Below are 18,832 nucleotides of genomic sequence, written 5' to 3'. Positions count from 1 at the left end.
AGTCCCGGCTCCGAGCCGTCCCGCCGTGTCGAGCGACTCCGTCACCACCAGGCATCCCGTGACCGTGCTGGACAGCGGTTCCGGTGCCGAGTTGTGCCTGGGCGCGGTCGCGGCGTCCTACCCACCTCAGTGCGGCGGGCCGAAGCTGGCCGGCTGGGACTGGTCCGACTGGAAGGGGAAGTTCGAGCAGGCGTCCGGGACGCGGTGGGGCGAGTTCATCGTGACCGGCCGCTACGACCCGACCTCGGAGGTCTTCACCCCGACCGACGTACGGTCCGGCGACGGCTACGTCTGGCCGGACTCCGACGACCACACCTGGACCTCCGCCTGCCCCGAACCCGCCGGCGGTTGGCGGGTGAGCGACACCTCCAAGGTCTCGGCCGAGGACCTGGACGCGGCCGCGACCCTGGCCGCGTCCTTCGACGACTATTCCACCGCCTGGGTCGACCAGAGCCCGAACCCGGCGGCCCGCGAGAAGCTCCCTCCCGAGGAAGTGGAGCGACGGATGAACGATCCGCTGTACACGGTGCTCAACGTCGCGGTCACCGGTGACGTCGCCGCAGCCGAGGCGAAGCTCCGGGCCGTGTGGAGCGGCATGCTCTGCGTCTCCCGGGCCGAGCGGACCGAGGCCGAATTGCAGGCCGTCCAAGAACAACTGGGCCAGGTGAAGGGTTTCCTGTCCAGCTCGGCCGACGCCCGCGCCGGCGTGGTGCGGGCCGACGTGGTCTGGGACGACGGATCGATCCAGAGTGCGCTGAACCAGAAGTTCGGCGACGGCGTGGTCGTGGTGCAATCGGCCCTGCAGCCGACCTGAGCCCTACTTCTTGGCCAGGGACTGCAAAGCCGCCCGCATGATCTGGGCGACGCCGAGGTCGGGGTCGTCGGCGACCAGCGGCTCGACGTTGTCGCAGGCGGCCTCGGCATCCCGGGCGGACCAGCCTAGGCCCTGCAGGCCCTGGCTGACCTGGTCCCGCCAGGCCGGGACCTGACTGGGCGTGGGCGCGGCCGGGCGGCCGGTCAGGCCGACGGTGTTGATCTTGTCCTTGAGTTCGATCACGATCCGCTGGGCGCCCTTGCGGCCGATGCCGGGCACCGCGGTCAGGGCGACCAGGTTTTCGGTCGCGATGGCGCTGCGCAGGTCGTCCGGGCTGAGCACCGCGAGCGAGGCCTGGGCCAGTTTGGGGCCGACGCCGGAGGCGGTCAGCAGCAGCTCGAACAACTCGCGTTCCTCGGTGGTCGCGAAGCCGTACAGGGTGAGCGAGTCCTCCCGAACCACCAGCGAGGTGGCCAGCGTCGCGGCCTGGCCGAGGCGCAGGGTCGCGGTGGTGTTGGGGCCGCACTGGACCAGCATCCCGACGCCGCCGACCTCGAGCACCGCCGAGGTCGCGCCGAGCTGGACGACCTCGCCGGTCAGTCGCGCGATCACGACGCCCGCCCTCCCCTGGCCCGGCCGGTCGCCGCCGCATAGGCCGCCCGTTGCCGCGCCTGCTGCGCCGCGGCCGCCCCGACCGCGTCGGTCAGCCGGGACGTGCCACCGCCGCGCCAGACGTGGCAGATCGCCAGCGCCAGCGCGTCGGCCGCGTCGGCCGGCGTCGGCTTGGCGTCCAGCTTGAGGATTCGGGTCACCATCTGTCCTATCTGTTCCTTCCCGGCCCGGCCGGAGCCGGTGATCGCCGCCTTGACCTCGCTCGGGGTGTGCAGCGCGACCGGCAGCCCGTGCCGGGCGGCGACGAGCATGGCGATGCCGGCCGCCTGGGCCGTCCCCATCACCGTCTGCACGTTGTGCTGCGCGAAAACCCGCTCCACGGCGACCGCGGCGGGCCGGTGCTCGGTGACCCACTCCTCGATCCCCTGCTCGATCAGCAGCAGCCGGCGGGACGGGTCCAGGTCCGGCGGCGTCCGCACCACGCCGACCGCGACCATCGTCGGGGGACGCCCGGGCCGGCCGTCGACCACGCCGAGCCCGCACCGGGTCAGCCCGGGATCGACCCCGAGCACCCGTCGCGATCCATCCGAACACACGTTCGGAACCTTATCCGGTGACCCGGCGCGCAGCCGGCCGACGCGCCGCCGAGGTCGCACCCTCGGCGACGACGCCTGGCTACGGGTCTAGCAGGAGCCCGCCTTGTGATAGCCGATCCAGAACTCGCCGTTGCCGTTCACGTTGGCATTGGTCCCGGGGTCACCGACATGATTGGTGCCCCAGATCTTCTTACCGGCGATCAGCACGTAGGGGTGCACGTGGCCGGCCGGCGTGATGTAGCCCGCCTTGAAGCTCGCGGTCGCGTTCGTGGCGCGCGTGCCGGAGGTCCAGCAGGCCCGGCCGGTCGAGATCTTCCGCAGCACGAGGTCGCCGTTCGTCTGCATCCGGACCAGATAGTTGCCGTTGCAGATCGCTTCGCCCGGGCCCAGCGAGCGTGACTCGTTGAAGTTCTTCCCGATGCAGCCCGGTGCCGCCGCCGCAGTCGGTGCTCCGTTGGTCAGTAGACCCGCCGCCTCAGCCGCTTCAGTCTCGCACCGCCAGCTGAGCCGGCTGACCGGAATCCAGCACCCGTTCGCCAGTCAGCCCCGTTTCGGGCCCGTTCGGCCAACCCGTGCTGGATTCCGGTCACTCCGGCGAACGACCGCCGGTCGGCCGGATCGGTGGCATCCCGCTCGGCCCGCCCGCCCTTGGCGCGCCTTTCCTCCCGCAGGACCAACCGGTGCCTACCCGGTAACGCACCCGCTTGGAGCCACGGGCATCCGCGCCCACCCCAAGTGCTCAGGCGTAGGTCACCCGGTAGCGCAGATGGGTGATCCGCTTGCCCTCCACGACCTCGAGCAGCTCGAGCCTGGTGTTCTCGTTGTCCAGGTTGTCGAAATAGCGGATCCCGTCGCGCAGGAAGATCGGCGCCAGGTCCAGCCGGACCTCGTCCAGGATCCCCAGGTTGATGCACTGCTGCGCAATGCTCGGACCGGCGACGTTGATGTCCCGGTCGCCGGCCACCGCCCGCGCCTGCTCGATCGCCCGCTGCACGCTGTCGACGAAGGTGAACGGGGCACCCGGGATCGGGGGCCAGTCCGCCGGCGGCGGTCGATGGGTGATCACGAACGTCGGCGAGTCGTTCGGTGGCTTCCCGCCCCAGCCGTTGGCATGGTCGAAGATTCCGCGGCCGCAGACGAACACACCTTCGGTCTCGTTCCGACGCCAGTAGCGGGCGCTGGCCTCGGACATCCGGAACGTGATCGGATACCCCGCCGGCCGGACCTCCACCTCGCCGTTGGCGTACCACTCGAACAACTCTCCGACCGAGTCGTCCGGATAGGCGACGAAGCCGTCCAGCGACACCGTGAAGCTCGAGAACACGATTCCCATGATCTTCATCCTTCGGCTCCGGCGGCGCCTCCGTGCGCCGCTCTCAACCTGTAGTCGGAACGACCGGACCGAGCCGGACACGGCCAGGGGTCAGTACTGGGCGGCGAGACCGAGAAACTGCTCGGCGAAGGCGGCCGCGGCGGTCGGCGAGGTGAACAGCCGGCGCAACCGGGCGGTGGCGGCACCGGCCAGGAACGGATCGCCCGACGAGGGTCCGTGGAAGATCTCGGAGAGGGAGCGGGAGCAGTCCTGGTAGTCCCAGACCCGCCGCAGGCAGGCCTCCGAATAGCCGTTCAGGCCGCCCCGATCGGCCCGCGCGAGAAAGCCGACCAGCGCATCGCCCAGCAGGAAGGCATCGTGCAGTGCGAGATTCATGCCCTTGGCCGCAATGGGTGCGGTCAGGTGGGCGGCGTCGCCGGCCAGGAAGAGCCGACCCGACGCCATCGGTTCGACCACGGAGTTGTGCAACTCGAGCACCCGCTTCTCGATCAACCGACCCTCGGACAGAGGCTCGGCCCCCGTCGCCGCGAGCCGCTCCCGCAGTTCCGGCCAGACCCGCTCGGCCGGCCAGTCATCGGGCTGGTCCCCCGGCAGGCACTCCAGGTAGTAGCGGGTCACCTCCGGGCTGCGGGACATGTGACCGGCGAAGCCGTTCGGGTGCAGGCCGAACGTCGCGCAATCGTTGGACGGCGGCGCCTCCGCGAGGATGGCCAGCCAGCCGATCCCGTAGTCGAGGCTGGAGACGCGGAGGTCTTCCGGCAGCCCGGCGCGGGTCACCCCACGGGCTCCGTCGCAGCCCGCGACGAAGTCGCCGGTGATCATCCGGCGCTGCCCCGAGGCGGCGTCGGTGAAGGACACGCCGGGCCGCTCCGTCGCCAGATCATGGAGTACGACGTCGCGGACACCGAAGCTGATCCGGCCCCGGCGGACGTCGGCGTACTCGCGGAGCAGATCCGTCACCAGATGCTGCTGCGGATACACCCAGTGCTGGCGACCCGTCAGCGCACCGAAGTCGAACCGGTGGCGCCCACCGTCGAACCGGAACTCACAGGCGTCCTGACGCTGCGCCCGGCTCAGCAGGTTCGCCGCAAGTCCACGCCGTTCCAGGCCGCGGACGACCGGTTCCTCGATCACCCCGGCCCGGGGCCGTCGCTCGATGAAGTCGCGGGACTCGGCTTCGAGGACCAGGCAGTCGATGCCCGCGGCCCGGAGGACGTTGCCGATGGTCAGGCCGGCCGGCCCGGCGCCGATGATGATCACCGAGGTCTGGGTCGGGTCGGCGGACCCCGCAGCGTTGTCGACATTGACCATCCGAGCATTATCGGCCACCTGCTCCGGCATTTTCACAAATTGTTTGACCAAAGGGTGGAACGTTGTCGGGAAGCGGCTGACCGGCGTCGGTCGGCGTTGATACCTTCGCGGCACCGAACCAGGACCCCGGGCATCCTGCGTTGACCCGGCGGTACCGCACAAGGAAGTGGGCACCCATGGTTTCTCGTCGCAGCTTTCTCAAGATCAACGGCGCCATCGCCACGGCCGGGCTGACCGCCGGCTGGCTCGGCGGCACGGCGACCGGCGCCGCCGCCGCGACCCGCGGCATCACCTGGACCGAGGGCCGGCTGCTCCCCTCGTTCGCCAAGCCGAAGCACCTCGACGTCGCCGACATCCACACGCTGCTGGGTGAAGATCAACTTCTGCTGACCACCTTGCAGGGCGCGGTCAACCGGGTCCGGCCGGAGCTCTACTTCGCCTACGACGACTCGGGTGTGGACGACAAGTGGCTGGACACGATCGACGTGCCGAAGACCGTTCATGATCAGCCGCTGGAGCTGGTTGCGGCCTACGCCGACAAGGTCAAGGGCGCGATCGTCTACGACCCGGCGGTCCGGGACACGGTCAACATCGCCACCACCCTGGCCGGGTTGGAGGGTGCCGTCGTCGCCACGGCCGAGCAGGCCGAAACGTACGATCTCAAGATCATCGAGGACCTGCGCGGCAAGTTCACCGGGCAGAGCAAGACCCAGATCTACCAGTGGCAGATCGACGAGCTGTGGCCGCGCTGTGAGCAGCGGCTGCTGACCGGGCTGCCGCCGACGCGGGTGGTCGATGTCGACGGTGTCGAGTGGCAGGAGATCGCCCGGGAGACCGAACAGATCCGCGACTCCTCCAACCGCGACCTCTACACCTTCGACGTCTCGGCCGGGCTCGGCGGCGAGGCGGTCTTCGTGAAGTTCGCCGACTCGTTCGGCAACGACGGCTGGGGTGCCTCGGTGGCCTCGGCCAAGGTCGTCGCCGACGGCACCGAGATCGCCAACTTCCTACCCGACACCCCGGAGGAGGCCGAGTTCCTGGTCGAGGGCGGCAACTCCTCGATCGGCGGTGACGACAACCGGTTCGCCGATGGCGGCAACTTCTGGGTCTACCGGTTCGAGGCGCCGGAGGGCACGACCAAGCTCGAGGTCACCGTCGACCTGTGGAACCAGTACCTGATCTCCGTCACCGACACCGCGCCGACCCGGATCGAGCCGTTCCCGCACTTCCGCGACTACGTGGTCGCGACCAAGGCGATGGTGGTCTGGCTCGACCCGAACGGCGAGCCGGGCGAACTGCTCCGGGAGATCTTCGGCGCGACCGAGGCCACCACGCCTTATCTGGGCTGGTTCTCCAACGACGTCGCCGGCGAATGGGGCGGGGTCGACCTGGCCGCGACCCAGAGCGTGGAGGTGTTCGCGGCCGACTTCTTCACCAACGGCACCGTGCACTCCGGCGTCCCGGCCGACATCTCGCCGCGGATCCGTCGGGTGCGGCGGACGCCGGTGGCGAACAAGGCGTACGTCACGATGACGGTCGGCGAGGGCGACAACATCCAGTACTGCCAGCGCCACATGCGGATCCTCTGGGACAACCCGGACCGCGGCAAGGCGCCGACCAACTGGACGATCAGCCCGGTGCTGGCCGACACGGCTCCGGCGCTGTATCGCTTCTACCAGGAGACCGCGACCGAGAACGACCTGCTGGTCTGTGGTCCGTCCGGCGCCGGCTACACCTATGGCGGATCGTGGCCGCAGGCCGACTTCGACGCCTACACGGAGGTGACCGGGCGCTATCTCCGGCTGACCGGCCTGGATCTGGTCTACGCCTACAACAACCGGGACGAGAACGGCTGGATCCCGATGCCGGAGTGGGTGATCAACTCGTACCAAGAGAACACCCCGCTGCGCGGCATCATGCAGTCCTGGGACGGCGGCGGCGTCATCGCCGACGGCGACCTGCCGGTGATCGGCCACTTCGGGGCGCCCGGGCAGGCGGTCGAATTCAAGGCCGGGCTGGACGCCTACATCGCCGACTGGGACGGCGAGGCGCCGTACTTCATCTCGGCCGGGATCTTCGCCTGGGGCTGGAATCCGACCGACATCTCCCAGCTGAACGACCTGCTGGCCGCGGACGATCGCTATCAGGTGCTGCTCGGCGACGCGTTCTTCGACCTGCTCCGCCGGACGCCGAACCCCGGACCGCCGCCGCCCTCGCCGGCCGTGGCGGCCCGTCGGGGCCGGTCCACCCCGGCTCCGCAGATCACCCCGGCCCCGCGCTGACCGCCGGACCCCGTGGCCGGCCTCGGACGGGAGAGCTCGAGGCCGGCGGCGGGGCGGTCAGTCCAGGCAGAACTCGTTGCCCTCCGGGTCGGCCATCACGATGAACCCGCCGCTCATCGGCGGTGCCGGCTCATGGCGCTCCCGGCGCTGCGCGCCGAGTGCGACCAGCCGCTCGCACTCGGCCTCCAGCGCGGCCATCCGCTCGTCGCCCTCCAGGCCCGGGGCGGCCCGGACGTCGAGGTGGACCCGGTTCTTGGCCGTCTTGCCCTCCGGCACCCGCTGGAAGAACAGCCGCGGCCCGGTGCCCGCCGGATCGATCACCGCCGAGGCATTGTTGCGCTGATCCTCCGGCACGCCCATGGCGTCCAGCGCCGCCTCCCAGCTGTCGAAGCCGGGCGGCGGAGCGGCGAGCTCGTAGCCGAGTGCCTCGGCCCAGAACCCGGCCACGGCGCCCGGATCGCCACAGTCGAAGGTCAGCTGGAACGCCTTGGCCATCTCAGGCCTCCTGTCGGGAGCGGGAAATCTCGGTCATCCGCTCACCCTGCCAGCCGACCCGGACAGTTTCTGATCCGCGCGCCGACCGATCGTGACATGATGCCCGGGTACGGCCACGGCAGCCGGCCGCCTGCCCCGGTGACGGGATGGCGAATGCCGACCTTCCGCAGTGTTGATCATCGACGATGACCCCCGCGGAACGACTGGGCAACGCAGGCACCCATGAGGTCACTCCCGCGGAGAGGACACGTCATGATCATGCTGCCCACCCAACGCGAGGCCAAGGACCAGGCGAAACGGCTGCGCCGCGCGCTCGCCGACCGCGGTTTCGAGCTCGGTCATTCGCAGACTCTCGAACTGATCGCCACCACCCACGGCCTCCGCGACTGGAACACCCTGTCCGGACTGGCTCCGGCCGATCCGGCGCGACAGGCACCGGCTCCGGTGCTCCCGATCCTGCGGATCTTCGACTGGCGGGCCACCCGATCGTTCTACGTCGACTTCCTCGGCTGGACGGTCGACAGCGAAGTGCAGTCCGACGGGCACGCGCTCTGGTACGTCAGACTCAGCGGCTCGCACGGAGAGCGGATCCATCTCTCCGCGCACCACGGCGATGGGACCCCAGGCACCGCGGTCCTGATCGAGGTGCCCGATGCCGCGGCCGTCCACGCCGAACTGACGGCGCGGGACTATGGCTACGCGAAACCGGGCCTGGAGGACACCGCGCTCGGCCGCACCGTCACCGTGCATGATCCGTGCGGCAACCGGATCACCTACGTCGAGCCCGGCGTGGCCGTCGCGGATCGAGTGCCGGACGAGCTGGCTCCCATCGTGCACGAGGTCGTCGTTGATCTTGATCCGGATGCGGCGTTCGACCGGTTCACCTCCTTTTCCTGGTGGCGGAACTACGGCCTCGCACCGGACGGACACCCGGTGCTCGAGAACGGCGAGGTGATCTTCCGCAATCCGGGCGGCGACAACCCGATCGGCACGATCACCGCCTGGCAGCGGGGCTCGCGCTATGCCCAGACGTTCACGCTGGCGCAGGATCCGGACTATCCGTCGACGCTCACCGTCACGTTTCGGCCGGACGGCGACCGGACCCGGGTCCGGTTCGAGCACGGCGGCTGGAACGGCACCAACGCCGATCGGCGCGGCCACTTCGCCGAGTGGCCGATCATCCTGGCCGGGTTCGCCGCCGGACATTGATCCCGCGGACGATGTCGACGGCGGCGATCCGGCTCCGACCTCGGTGGTGAAGGACGACCCGAGGATTGAAGGAGCATGATCATGAACGATCTGATTCAGCCGGCACCGATCGCCATCCCCGAGGCGGAGCTGACCGACCTGCACGACCGACTGGCCCGGACCCGCTGGGCGCCGGAACCGGCCGGCGGCGACGAGGGCTACGGCACCTCGAACGCGCGGGTCCGCGAGCTGGTCACGTACTGGAAGGACAGTTATGACTGGCGGGCCTGGGAGGCGCGGCTGAATGCCTATCCGCACTACCAGACCGAGATCGACGGCAGCCGGGTGCACTTCGGCTGGATCAAGTCGCCCGAACCGAACGCGATCCCGTTGATCTTGTGCCATGGCTGGCCGGGCTCGGTGTTCGAGTATCTCAACGTGCTCGGCCCGCTGTCCGATCCGGCCGGGCACGGACTCGACTCCAGCATCGCGTTCGACCTGGTGCTGCCGTCGCTGCCCGGCTTCGGCTTCTCCGGGCCGACCGCGGACACGGGCTGGGGCGTCGGCCGGATCGCCGGCGCCTTCGTGGAACTGATGCATCGCCTCGGCTACGACCGCTACGGCACGGTCGGCAACGACTGGGGCTCCGGGATCGCGCCGGAGATCGGCCGGCTCGCGACGGAGGCGGTGATCGGCGCCCACGTCACCCAGGCCTGGTTCGATGCCCCGACCGACGAGCCGGAACTGATCGCCGGCCTGTCGCCGCGGGACCGGGCGGCGATGGAGGCCTGGCAGCAGTTCTCGACCACCGCGTCGTACGCCATGGTGCACAGCGAGCAGCCGCAGACCCTCGCCCACGCGATCTCCGACTCCCCCGCCGGCCTGGTCGCCTGGAACGTGCAGTGCATGGGCGACCAGGAGATCGAGGCGATCCTCACCCACGCCTCGACCCACTGGCTGACCGGCACGGCCGGCTCGGCGATCCGGATCTACTGCGAGGCCGACCGAGAGCAGCTGCCGGTCGCGGCGGACGTGCCGCTCGGGGTGGCCCAGTTCCCCCACGATCTGCCCTCGGTCCGCGCCTTCGTCGAGCGTGAGCACAACCTGATCCAGTGGAGCGAGTTCGACCGCGGCAGCCACTACGGCGCCTTCGACGCCCCCGACCTGATGATCGGCGACCTCCGCTCCCTCTTCGCCACCCTCGAGTCGGCCGACTGACCGAAATCGGCGACTCAGTGGTCCCGGAAGAACTCCCGGAGATCCGCGACGAGCAGATCGGGCACCTCCATCGCCGGGAAGTGGCCGCCGCTGTCGTACTCGGTCCAGCGGGCGTGGCTGCCGGCCGGATCGACTTCGCGGCGCACCGTCAGGTCGGCGGCGAACACGGCGACAGCGGACGGCGGCGCGGGCGACGGCTCCCAACCGCCCGTGGCCGGCTCCCAGGCCTCGGCCGCCTGATCCCCGTCGCCGGCGGCCGGCTGCGCGAAGGCCCGGTAGGCCTGCATCCCGTCGTACAACGCATGCGCGGCCGAGGCGCCGACCTGGTTGAACCAGTAGATGCTGACCGTGGTGAGAAGTTGATCAAGGTCGACGGCGTCCTCGGGCAGCGCCTTGGCCGGGTCGGTCCATTCGGCGAACTTCTCCACGATCCAGGCCAGTTGGGCCACCGGCGAGTCGGTGAGCGCGTAGCCGATGGTCTGCGGCCGAGTGGCCTGGAGGTGCAGATAGCCGGCGCCGTCCTGCTGGAAGGTGTTGAACCGCTCGGCCCGGTCGAGCTCCGCCCCGGTGAGGCCGTCGAGCGACAGCGCCGGACCGAACGGGTACGGGCTCGGCCCGTTGACGTGCGTGGCGATCACCCGGCCCGGAGCCACCATCGGCAGCAGGCCGACCAACCCGGCACCGACGTCGGTGCCCTGGGCCAGGAACCGGTCGTAGCCGAGCCGGGTCATGATCTCGGCGAACGCTCCGGCGACCGCGAACAGGTTGCCCTGTCCCGGCGCGGACAAGGGCGAGAAGCCGAAGCCGGGGATCGACGGCAGTACCAGATGCACCGCGTCCTCGGCCCGGCCGCCGTGGGCGACCGGGTCGGTCAGCGGGCCGATGATCTTGGTGAACTCGACGAAGGAACTGGGCCACCCGTGCACCATCAGCAGCGGCCGTGCCCCCGGCTCGGCCGACCGGAGGTGCGCGAAGTGGAGCTCTTGGCCGTCGACCTCGGTGACGAACTGCGGCAGCCGGTTCAGCCCCGCCTCCGCGGCGCGCCAGTCGTACTTGTGCTGCCAATGGTCGGCGATCCGGCGGAGGTAGCCGGCCGGCACGCCCCGGGTCCAGCCGACGTCGGGCAGCTCTCGCGCCCAGCGGGTGTTGGCCAGGCGGGCGTGCAGGTCGTCCAGGTCGGCCTGCGGGACGGCAATGCGGAAGGGGCGCGGTTCGGGGTTCGTCATGAACAAGAATCTAGAGACAATAGCGGCACGTTTCGTGCCTCGATCCGAGGGGATTTCGATCATGCTGACCACCTCGATCCGGCTGCTGCGACTGCTGTCCCTGCTGCAGACCCGGCAGCACTGGAGCGGCGCCGAACTGGCCGCGAAGCTCGGCGTGGCCCGGCGGACGCTGCGCAATGACATCGATCGACTGCGCCGGCTCGGGTATCCCGTGCACGCCAGTCCCGGGGTCGGCGGCGGCTACGGACTGGCCCCGGGCGCCACCCTGCCCCCGCTGCTGCTCGACAACGAGGAAGCCGTGGCGGTCGCGGTCGGCCTGCGGACCGCGGCCGCGGGGGCCGTGACCGGAATGGAGGAACCGTCGGTCCGGGCCCTGGCCAAGCTGGAGTTGATGCTGCCGTCGCCGCTGCGCCGGCGGATCAACGGCATGCAGCGCTACACCGTCGCGATCGCCGATGACGGTCCGCTGGCCGCGCCGGCCGTCGACCCGTCCGTCCTCACGGCGCTGATCGCCGTTTGCCGTGATCATGAACGGCTCCGGTTCGACCTGGCGACCAAGGACGGGACGACCACGCGCCGCACCGTCGAGCCGTTCCGGCTGGTCAACCTCGGCGGCCGCTGGTATCTGGTCGCCTTCGACCTGGACGCGGCTGACTGGCGTACCTTCCTGGTCGAGCGGATGACGCTGCGGGTGCCGACCGGACCCCGGTTCGTGCCGCGACCGCCGCCGCCGGAGGGGCTGATCGAGCAGGTGACCCGCGGCGCCGCGACGGCGACCTGGGAATACCGGGCCAGAGTGCGGATCCACGCGCCGATGGCGGTGGTCGCGGCCCGGCTGCCCCGGACGGCGGGCTCCCTCACCCCCGTCGACGACGACTCCTGCGATCTGGACTCCGGCGCAGACGACCCGGCCACCATGCTCCGCTACCTCAGCATGCTCGATCTCGACTTCTCCGTGCCCGAGGCACCCGAGCTGGCCGCCGAGGTGCGCAAGCTGGCCGCGCGGTACACCCGGGCCGCGCCCTGACACCTCGGCTCGGTCTTGCCGCGCGGCAAGATCCGTCGAGCCGATCCCTTGCCACGCCGAAGAAGCCGGTTGTATCGTTTTAATTCACAGTCGGGAAGGCGATTTCCCGAGCTCCTGCTCCTTCCGGAACGTCCCGGAGTGAGGTGTAGCCATGACCACGATTCAACGACGAACCGTCCTCGGCGCCCTCGGCGGCGCCGGCGCGGCAGCCCTGGCGGGCTGCTCGCCCGGCAGTGATCAAGCGCCGGGCGGCACCGCCACCGAAGCCGCGGTCGCGCTGCCGACCTATGCCCCGTACCAAGGCGTGAAGCCCGACCTCCCGGCGTCCACGGCCGGCGTCGAGGCGGGCTTCCTGCGCTACCCGGCCGAGCCGGTCACCGGGCTGACCGAGAAGCCGGGCACGGGCGGGCCGGTGGTCGCGATGGCGTCGAACCCGGGCCCGATCCCGCCCAGCGCCGACCGCAACCGCTACCTGCAGGCGATGTCGGAGTTCCTCAACGTCGATCTCAACCTGCAACTCACCACCGTGGCCGACTACACCAGCAAGCTGAGCACCGTGGTCGCCGGCGGCGACCTGCCCGACATCCTGCAGCTGTACGGGATCCCGCGGATCCCCGATCTGCTCGAGGCGCGGTTCGCCGACCTGACCGAGCACGTGTCGGGCGACGCGGTGAACGACTATCCGTTCCTGGCCAACATCCCGACCGACGCGTGGCGGACCTGCGTGTTCAACGGCCGGCTGTACGGGCTGCCGATCCACCGGGCCGCCGTCGGGCCGATCATGTACAGCCGGGCCGATCTGCTCGAGGCCAAGGGCCTGAACGGACAGCCGAAGGACTTCGCCGAGTTCAAGCAGCTCTGCCTCGACCTCACCGATGCCCGGGCCAACCGCTGGGCCTGTGCCACCCCGAACGGCGTCAAGATCTTCATCCAGCAGATGCTCGGGGTCGCCTCGCCGGACTGGAGCGAGGACGGCGGCAGGCTCACCCACATCGCCGAGCTGGAGCAGACCGAGCAGGCGATCGGGCTGGTCGCCGAGCTGTGGCAGGCGGGCGTCTTCCACCCCGACTCACTCGGCGGCTCGGTCGACGTCCGAGCGCTGTTCGTCGGCGACACGACTCCGCTGATCTACAACAACTACACGGTGTGGTCGGGCTACGCCCAACAGCTCCGGGCGACCGACCCGGAGGTCCGGTTGGCCGGCATGCTGCCGCCGGGCTTCGACGCCGGCTCGACCAGCTGCCTGTGGAAGGGCAACCCGTCGTACAGCACCGTGGCGATCAAGCAGGGCGAGCCGGGCCGGGTCGCCGAGCTGCTGCGGATCGCCAACGTCCTCGCCGCACCGTTCGGCACCACCGAGTATCTGCAGGTGAAGTACGGCGTCGAGGGCGTCCACTACACGATGGACGGCAGCGAACCGACGCCGACCGAGACCGGCACCCTCGAGGCCACCGGAGTGATCAACTACCTCGGTTCACCGCCGGCCGTCCTCTACGATCCGGGGCTGCCCGAGGTGACCGAACAGCAGCATGCGTACCAGGAACGGGCGATCCCGATCTCCAAGCAGACGCCGGTGCTGGGCCACCACTCCCCCAGCCAGGGCAGCGAAGGCGCCCAGCTGAGCGCCCTGCTGGAGGACACCCAGAACGAGATCTTCCAGGGTCGCAAGCCGATCACGGAATGGAAGGCGACGGTCGACCGATGGCGCAAGCAGGGCGGCGACAAGATCAGGACCGAGTACGAGGAGTCCCTGGCCCGGAACCGCTGATCAAGATCATGATCATGATCTTGGTCGCGCCGGGCGGAGCCGCCGGATGCTGAGCGAGCTGCTGACCCGGGAGCGACTGGCCGCTCACCTGCCGGCGCCCGGTCGGTGGCGGCCTGTCCCACCGGTCGACGACCGCGCCTTCTGGGACGGCGTCGACGCGGCGACCCGGACGGCGTTGCTTGATCATGCCGACGCCCTGGCTGCCGGGCCGTGGCCGGAGCTCACCGGCTCGCTCTGGCTGGATTTCGCCCGCACCGGCAACCGGGTCCGCTACGAGACCAGCTTCCTGGCCCGGCGCCGGCGCCTCGCCGCCGCCGTGCTGGCCGCCTGCCTGGCTGATGATCAACGCTGGCACGACGAGGTGATCGACGGGGCCTGGCTGCTCGCCGCCGAGTGGACCTGGTGCCTGCCGGCGCACGACGAGTCCAACGGCCGGCGCAACCTGCTCGCCGTACCGCGGGCCGAGGAGCCGACGCTCGACCTGTTCGCCGCCGAGACCGGGGCCCTGCTGGCCTGGCTGCTGGCCGTGCTCCGGACCCGGCTGGCCGAGCGCGCGCCGGGGCTGGCCGAGCGGCTGACCGAGGAGGTCGGTCGCCGGATGCTGGTGCCGCAGCGGACCGTCGACAGTTGGGTCTGGTTCGGCCGCCGCGGACGGGTCAACAACTGGAACCCGTGGATCAACTCCAACGTGCTGGCCACCTCGCTGCTGCTGGACCATGATCACGAGGACATCCTGCGCACGACCGAGCGCGCGGTCGAAGGCCTGGACGTCTTCCTGGCCGGCTACCCGGCCGACGGTGCCTGCGACGAAGGTCAGCTCTACTGGTGGCGGGCCGGGGCTTCGCTGTCGGAGTGCCTGGAGATCCTGCGGCTCGCCGGCGGTGCCGAGTTGGACGGGTACGGGCTACCGCTGGTCGCCGAGATCGCCCGCTACCCGCACCGGGTGCACATCGCCGACGACTGGTACGTCAACGTCGCCGACGGCCCGGCCAAGCTCGACCCCGACGTGACGGTGGCGCACCTGATGCACCGGTTCGGCCGCCGGATCCATGATCAACAACTCGTCGACCACGGCCGGGCGATGCGCGGCGCCGGGCCGGTCGTCGAGCCGGGCGCCGGCCTCGGCCGCAGCCTGCTCGCCCTGGCCGACCACGACTGGCGCGACGCCCCGCCGGCCGAGCCGCCGCTGATCGATCAGGCCTGGTGGCCCGACACCCAGTTGCTCACCGCCCGACAGTCCGCCGGCGAGCGGGCCGGGTTGTTCCTGTCCGCGAAGGGCGGTCACAACGGCGAAGATCACAACCACAACGACGTCGGCACCGTCCTGGTCGCCCTGGACGGTCACCCGGTCCTGGTCGACGCCGGGGTCGACGAATACAGCCAGCAGCACTTCAGCCCGCAGCGCTACGAACTCTGGACCCTGCGCAGCGCCTTCCACAACGTCCCGCTGACCGACGGCCACGAGCAGTCTCCCGGCCGCGACCACGCCGCCCGCGACGTCGGCTGCACCCTCGCCGACGACCAGGTGATCTTCGAGGCGGACCTCGCGGGGGCCTATCCGGCCGAGGCCGGGCTGCGCGGCTGGCGGCGCAGCGCCGAGTTGGACCGGGCCGGCGACGGCCGGGTCACCCTGACCGACCGCTGGGAGTTCGATCATGACCCGGCCGAGGTCCGGCTGACCCTGATGTTCTCCGGCTACCCCGAGCCGGTCGAGCCCGGACTGCTCCAGGTCCGGACGCCGACCCGGCCGCTCGCCGTACGGTTCGACGCCGAGGCTCTGGAGGTGCTGACCGAGGTGATCGACCTGACCAGCCGTCGCCTCCAGTGGGTCTGGGGCGACCGCCTCTGGCGTACCACCTTGATCATCCGCACGCCGGCCGCCACGGGCCGCTGCGCCGTGACCTTCGAGCCCCAGAATTCGCCGAGTTGTCAGAACTGAGTTGCCCTATGGCACAACTCAGTTCTGACAACTCGGCTGAGGAGGGTTAGCGGGCGGCGCGTTGGGTGATGGCGGTGGCGAGCTGGGTGGCGATCAGGCCGTCGCGGCCGGTGGGCAGCGAGTCGGCGGGGTCGCCGGCCAGGGCCCGGGCGAAGGCGGCGTACATGCCGTCGAAGGACTTCTCCGGCGACCAGGCGAGCTCGCGGATGCCGTCTCGGCCGATCGCGACGAACTCGCGCTCCTCCCGGCGGTAGCGGAGCACGCCTTCGCTGCCGATCACCTCATAGCTGTAGCTGGGCAGGGTCCGCGGCGCGGTGTGGCCGTAGCCGATGCTGATCTCGACCATCACCTGACAGCCGTCGACGTCGAGGTGGGCCACGATGTGGTCCGGCACGGTCCGTCCCTCGACGCTGATCCCGACCACCGAGGTGGGCACCGGCTCCCCGCCGAGCCACCACCGCGCCAGGTCGAGTTGGTGCACGCCGCAGTCGATCATCGGGCCGCCCTCGGCAATCCTGCCCTCGCGGCGCTCGTTGACGCCGGTGTGCTGCTCCCGGTCGGCGTAGGCGCCGTGCAGATCCCACAGATAGATCAGCCGCAGCGCCCGCGGCTCTCCGATCGCGCCCTCGCGGATCAGCCGGTGGATGTCGAGCGCGGCCGGAGCAAACCGATAGGTGAAGCCGACGTAGAGCGGCCGCCCGGCCTCTTCCATCGCCTCGATCGCGCGGACCGAGCCCGCCTCGTCCAGGGTCAGCGGCTTCTCGCACAGCACCGGCAGACCCTGCCCCGCCGCCCAGGTGATGTGCTCCTCGTGCAGCGGCGCCGGCGAGGTGATCACCAGCGCGTCCAGATCGGCCGCGGCCAACTCGTCGAGTGAGCGGTACGGACGCGCCCCGGTCGACGCCGCGACCTGCGCCAGCCGATCGGGATCCACCTCACAGACGGCCGCCAGCTCCAGCCCCGGCTCGGCCAGGATGGCCGGAAGATGGCCGTACTGGGCGACCGCACCGCAGCCGACGACGCCGACCTTGATCGAACTCCCCGACATACCCGATCCCTTCAGCAGCCCGGCTTCCCCGAGACGTCACTTGTGCACCGACACGCCGCGAGAACGCGTGCGTTTGTGACGGGTCGGCGGTTTTTAGACGAGGGCCTCTTCGGGGGCGTCGAAGTTGGAGTAGACGTTCTGGACGTCGTCGGAGTCCTCGAGCGCCTCGATGATCTTGAACAGCTTCTCGGCCGTCGGCACGTCGATCTCCTGGGTGAAGGAGGGGACGAACGACACTTCGGCGGAGTCGTAGTCGAGGCCGGCTGCCTGCACGGCGCTGCGGACCTGGACCAGGTCGTTCGGATCGGTGATGATCTCGAAGCTCTCGCCGAGGTCGTTGACCTCCTCCGGGCCGGCGTCCAGGGTCGCCTCGAGCAGGTCGTCCTCGGTGACCGACTTGCCCTCCTGCTCCTTGCCGACGATCACGACGCCCTTCCGGTTGAACATCCGGGCGGTGGAGCCGACGTCGGCCATGGTGCCGCCGTTGCGGGTGACCGCGACCCGCACGTCGGAGGCGGACCGGTTGCGGTTGTCGGTCAGGCATTCGATCAACATCGCGATCCCGGCCGGGCCGTAGGCCTCGTACATCAGGGTCTCGTAATCCGCACCGCCGCCCTCGGCCCCGGAGCCGCGCTTGACCGCGCGATCGATGTTGTCATTGGGGACCGACGACTTCTTCGCCTTCTGCACCGCGTCGTACAACGTCGGGTTGCCGGCGAGGTCGCCGCCGCCGACCCGAGCCGCCACCTCGATGTTCTTGATCAGCTTGGCGAACAGCTTGCCCCGGCGGGCATCGATCACGGCCTTCTTGTGTTTGGTGGTTGCCCACTTGGAATGACCCGACATGTCGCCGATCCTAGCGCCGGTCCTCCGATTCCCCCGATTCCCCAGCCGAGTCGGGGTCGCGCTGCTCCAGTCGGGCGTACATGACGATCGTGCTGGTCGCCGCGTAGCCGAGCTCGGGATAGAGATTGATCGAGCCGGTCGGGGTGTCGGAGTCGACGCCGATCCCGGACCCGTCCAGACCGGCCTCGGCGAAGGAGGCCATCGACGCGGCGAGCAGGGCCCGGGCGATGCCCCGGCCACGGTAGGCGCGGCGGACCCCGAGCCGTTCGGTCCAGCCCTCGGAGAAGCCCTGCGCCTCCCAGTCCTGCTCGTAGGCGGAGTTCATCGCGTAGCCGGCGACCTCGCTGGTCGCGGCGTCCAAGGCGACCCAGGACCAGCTCGACCGAGCAACCGACCGGCTCAGCTGGTCCTCCCACGGCCCGCGGGCGACCGGCTTCGAACCCCAGTGCTCGGAGAAGGCGTCGTTGTGCGCCAGCCGGACCGCCTCGGACAGCTTCTTGCTGTACGGGACCAGCCGGATCCCGGCCGGCACCTCCCCGGCCGGTGGCAGCCGCGGCGAGCCGTCTTCCTCCCGTTCGAAGGTCAGCCCCATGTCGGCGAACCAGCGGACCGGGGCCAGGCCCGCGGCCCGGTAGAGCCGTTGCTGCTCCTCCAGCTTCTCGTCGACGTAGGCGGTCAGTTGCAGCGGCCCGACCAGCTCGGCGTAGGTCTCGTCGTACCACTCCCGGGCCCGGTCGAGCTGCCAGCCGAGCAACTGCCGGCCGATCCCCTGCCGCCGCCAGCCGGGGTGGACGCCGCCGGTCAGATAGACCCGGCGCGGGTCGAGGTCGGTGGTCGCCGGATGGTTCCAGGCGTACGCGACCGCCATGCCGCCGCCGTCCCGGCCGAGCAACGAGTCCTCACCAGGGTCGGCGTCCGGGCCGACGAAGGCGTCGGACAGGGCGTCCATGTTGTGCCGCTCGCTCGGCTCGTCGAGGTGCTCGATCGCGGTCAGCAGCACCCCCAGATCGTCCAGATCCGCCTGGGTAATCGGTTGCCAGGTCAGGCCGTCGCTGGCCGGCTGGTCTACCACAGTGCTCCTTGCTGGTCGGTTCCCTTGGGCATTGGGGCCTCACCTTCGGATTCCTCC

At 70.4% G+C, this 18,832-nt stretch carries 17 protein-coding genes; 7 read left to right on the top strand and 10 right to left on the bottom strand.

From position 1 onward, the window contains the following. Positions 1-25 precede the first annotated feature (25 nt). A complete protein-coding gene (locus tag FNH24_RS18105; protein ID WP_152363617.1) occupies positions 26-814 on the top strand; it encodes a hypothetical protein in 789 nt (262 codons plus the stop codon). Between the two features lie 3 nt (positions 815-817). On the opposite strand, the gene ruvA is transcribed toward FNH24_RS18105, so the two are convergent. The 5 genes from ruvA to FNH24_RS18080 all read right to left on the bottom strand — a co-directional run bounded on the left by ruvA (position 818) and on the right by FNH24_RS18080 (position 4,666). Continuing rightward, entirely contained in the window at positions 818-1,426 is a 609-nt protein-coding gene (ruvA, locus tag FNH24_RS18100; protein WP_152363616.1) for a Holliday junction branch migration protein RuvA, read from the bottom strand. After that, complete coding sequence (ruvC, locus tag FNH24_RS18095) at positions 1,423-2,022, bottom strand: crossover junction endodeoxyribonuclease RuvC (RefSeq protein ID WP_152363615.1); 600 nt, start codon at positions 2,020-2,022, stop codon at positions 1,423-1,425. Before ruvC ends, ruvA begins: the two co-directional genes overlap by 4 nt. Before the next feature lie 87 nt (positions 2,023-2,109). Further along, positions 2,110-2,367: a hypothetical protein gene (locus FNH24_RS18090; RefSeq protein WP_152363614.1), complete on the bottom strand. Its 258-nt coding sequence runs from the start codon at positions 2,365-2,367 to the stop codon at positions 2,110-2,112. Between the two features lie 394 nt (positions 2,368-2,761). Beyond that, positions 2,762-3,355 (bottom strand): dihydrofolate reductase family protein, encoded by a 594-nt coding sequence (locus FNH24_RS18085; protein WP_152363613.1) that lies wholly within the window; start codon positions 3,353-3,355, stop codon positions 2,762-2,764. Positions 3,356-3,445: 90 nt separating this feature from the next. Further along, positions 3,446-4,666, bottom strand: a complete 1,221-nt coding sequence (locus FNH24_RS18080; protein ID WP_152363612.1) for a 4-hydroxybenzoate 3-monooxygenase — start codon at positions 4,664-4,666, stop codon at positions 3,446-3,448. Positions 4,667-4,842: 176 nt separating this feature from the next. On the opposite strand from FNH24_RS18080, the gene FNH24_RS18075 reads away from it, so the two are divergent. Then, positions 4,843-6,948: a GxGYxYP domain-containing protein gene (locus tag FNH24_RS18075; RefSeq protein ID WP_152363611.1), complete on the top strand. Its 2,106-nt coding sequence runs from the start codon at positions 4,843-4,845 to the stop codon at positions 6,946-6,948. A 57-nt stretch (positions 6,949-7,005) separates the two neighbouring features. Here the strand turns inward: FNH24_RS18075 and FNH24_RS18070 are convergent, their stop codons facing one another. Next, positions 7,006-7,443: a VOC family protein gene (locus FNH24_RS18070; RefSeq protein ID WP_152363610.1), complete on the bottom strand. Its 438-nt coding sequence runs from the start codon at positions 7,441-7,443 to the stop codon at positions 7,006-7,008. Positions 7,444-7,695: 252 nt separating this feature from the next. Here FNH24_RS18070 and FNH24_RS18065 point away from each other — a divergent pair, with 252 nt between their 5' ends. Both FNH24_RS18065 and FNH24_RS18060 read left to right on the top strand, forming a co-directional pair. After that, positions 7,696-8,652 (top strand): glyoxalase superfamily protein, encoded by a 957-nt coding sequence (locus tag FNH24_RS18065; RefSeq protein ID WP_161606188.1) that lies wholly within the window; start codon positions 7,696-7,698, stop codon positions 8,650-8,652. A gap of 81 nt (positions 8,653-8,733) precedes the next feature. Then, on the top strand, positions 8,734-9,849 hold the full coding sequence (locus tag FNH24_RS18060) for an epoxide hydrolase family protein (RefSeq protein ID WP_217428293.1): 1,116 nt from the start codon (positions 8,734-8,736) through the stop codon (positions 9,847-9,849). Between the two features lie 14 nt (positions 9,850-9,863). Here FNH24_RS18060 and FNH24_RS18055 read toward each other — a convergent pair whose 3' ends face one another. After that, positions 9,864-11,075: an epoxide hydrolase family protein gene (locus FNH24_RS18055; protein WP_152363607.1), complete on the bottom strand. Its 1,212-nt coding sequence runs from the start codon at positions 11,073-11,075 to the stop codon at positions 9,864-9,866. Between the two features lie 61 nt (positions 11,076-11,136). Between FNH24_RS18055 and FNH24_RS18050 the strand changes: the two genes are divergently transcribed. From FNH24_RS18050 to FNH24_RS18040, 3 genes are all read left to right on the top strand, one after another. Beyond that, positions 11,137-12,102 (top strand): helix-turn-helix transcriptional regulator, encoded by a 966-nt coding sequence (locus tag FNH24_RS18050; protein ID WP_152363606.1) that lies wholly within the window; start codon positions 11,137-11,139, stop codon positions 12,100-12,102. Between the two features lie 151 nt (positions 12,103-12,253). Next, positions 12,254-13,870 (top strand): extracellular solute-binding protein, encoded by a 1,617-nt coding sequence (locus FNH24_RS18045; protein WP_152363605.1) that lies wholly within the window; start codon positions 12,254-12,256, stop codon positions 13,868-13,870. 46 nt (positions 13,871-13,916) lie between these two features. Continuing rightward, the gene (locus FNH24_RS18040; RefSeq protein ID WP_152363604.1) at positions 13,917-15,809 is read left to right on the top strand and encodes a heparinase II/III domain-containing protein; all 1,893 of its coding nucleotides are present in this window, start codon (positions 13,917-13,919) and stop codon (positions 15,807-15,809) included. A 46-nt stretch (positions 15,810-15,855) separates the two neighbouring features. Here FNH24_RS18040 and FNH24_RS18035 read toward each other — a convergent pair whose 3' ends face one another. The 3 genes from FNH24_RS18035 to FNH24_RS18025 all read right to left on the bottom strand — a co-directional run bounded on the left by FNH24_RS18035 (position 15,856) and on the right by FNH24_RS18025 (position 18,775). Continuing rightward, positions 15,856-16,857 carry a Gfo/Idh/MocA family protein gene (locus FNH24_RS18035; protein ID WP_152363603.1) on the bottom strand — a complete coding sequence of 334 codons (1,002 nt, stop codon included), beginning with the start codon at positions 16,855-16,857 and terminating at the stop codon, positions 15,856-15,858. Positions 16,858-16,950: 93 nt separating this feature from the next. After that, on the bottom strand, positions 16,951-17,703 hold the full coding sequence (locus FNH24_RS18030; protein WP_152363602.1) for a YebC/PmpR family DNA-binding transcriptional regulator: 753 nt from the start codon (positions 17,701-17,703) through the stop codon (positions 16,951-16,953). Between the two features lie 10 nt (positions 17,704-17,713). After that, entirely contained in the window at positions 17,714-18,775 is a 1,062-nt protein-coding gene (locus tag FNH24_RS18025; RefSeq protein WP_152363601.1) for a GNAT family N-acetyltransferase, read from the bottom strand. Between the last annotated feature and the right edge of the window lie 57 nt (positions 18,776-18,832).

Origin of the sequence: Microlunatus speluncae (genome assembly GCF_009299835.1) — a bacterium.
Lineage (GTDB): Bacteria > Actinomycetota > Actinomycetes > Propionibacteriales > Propionibacteriaceae > Microlunatus > Microlunatus speluncae.
The sequence above is the reverse complement of the archived record's forward strand: the minus strand, read 5'-3'. Positions and strand labels throughout refer to the sequence as shown.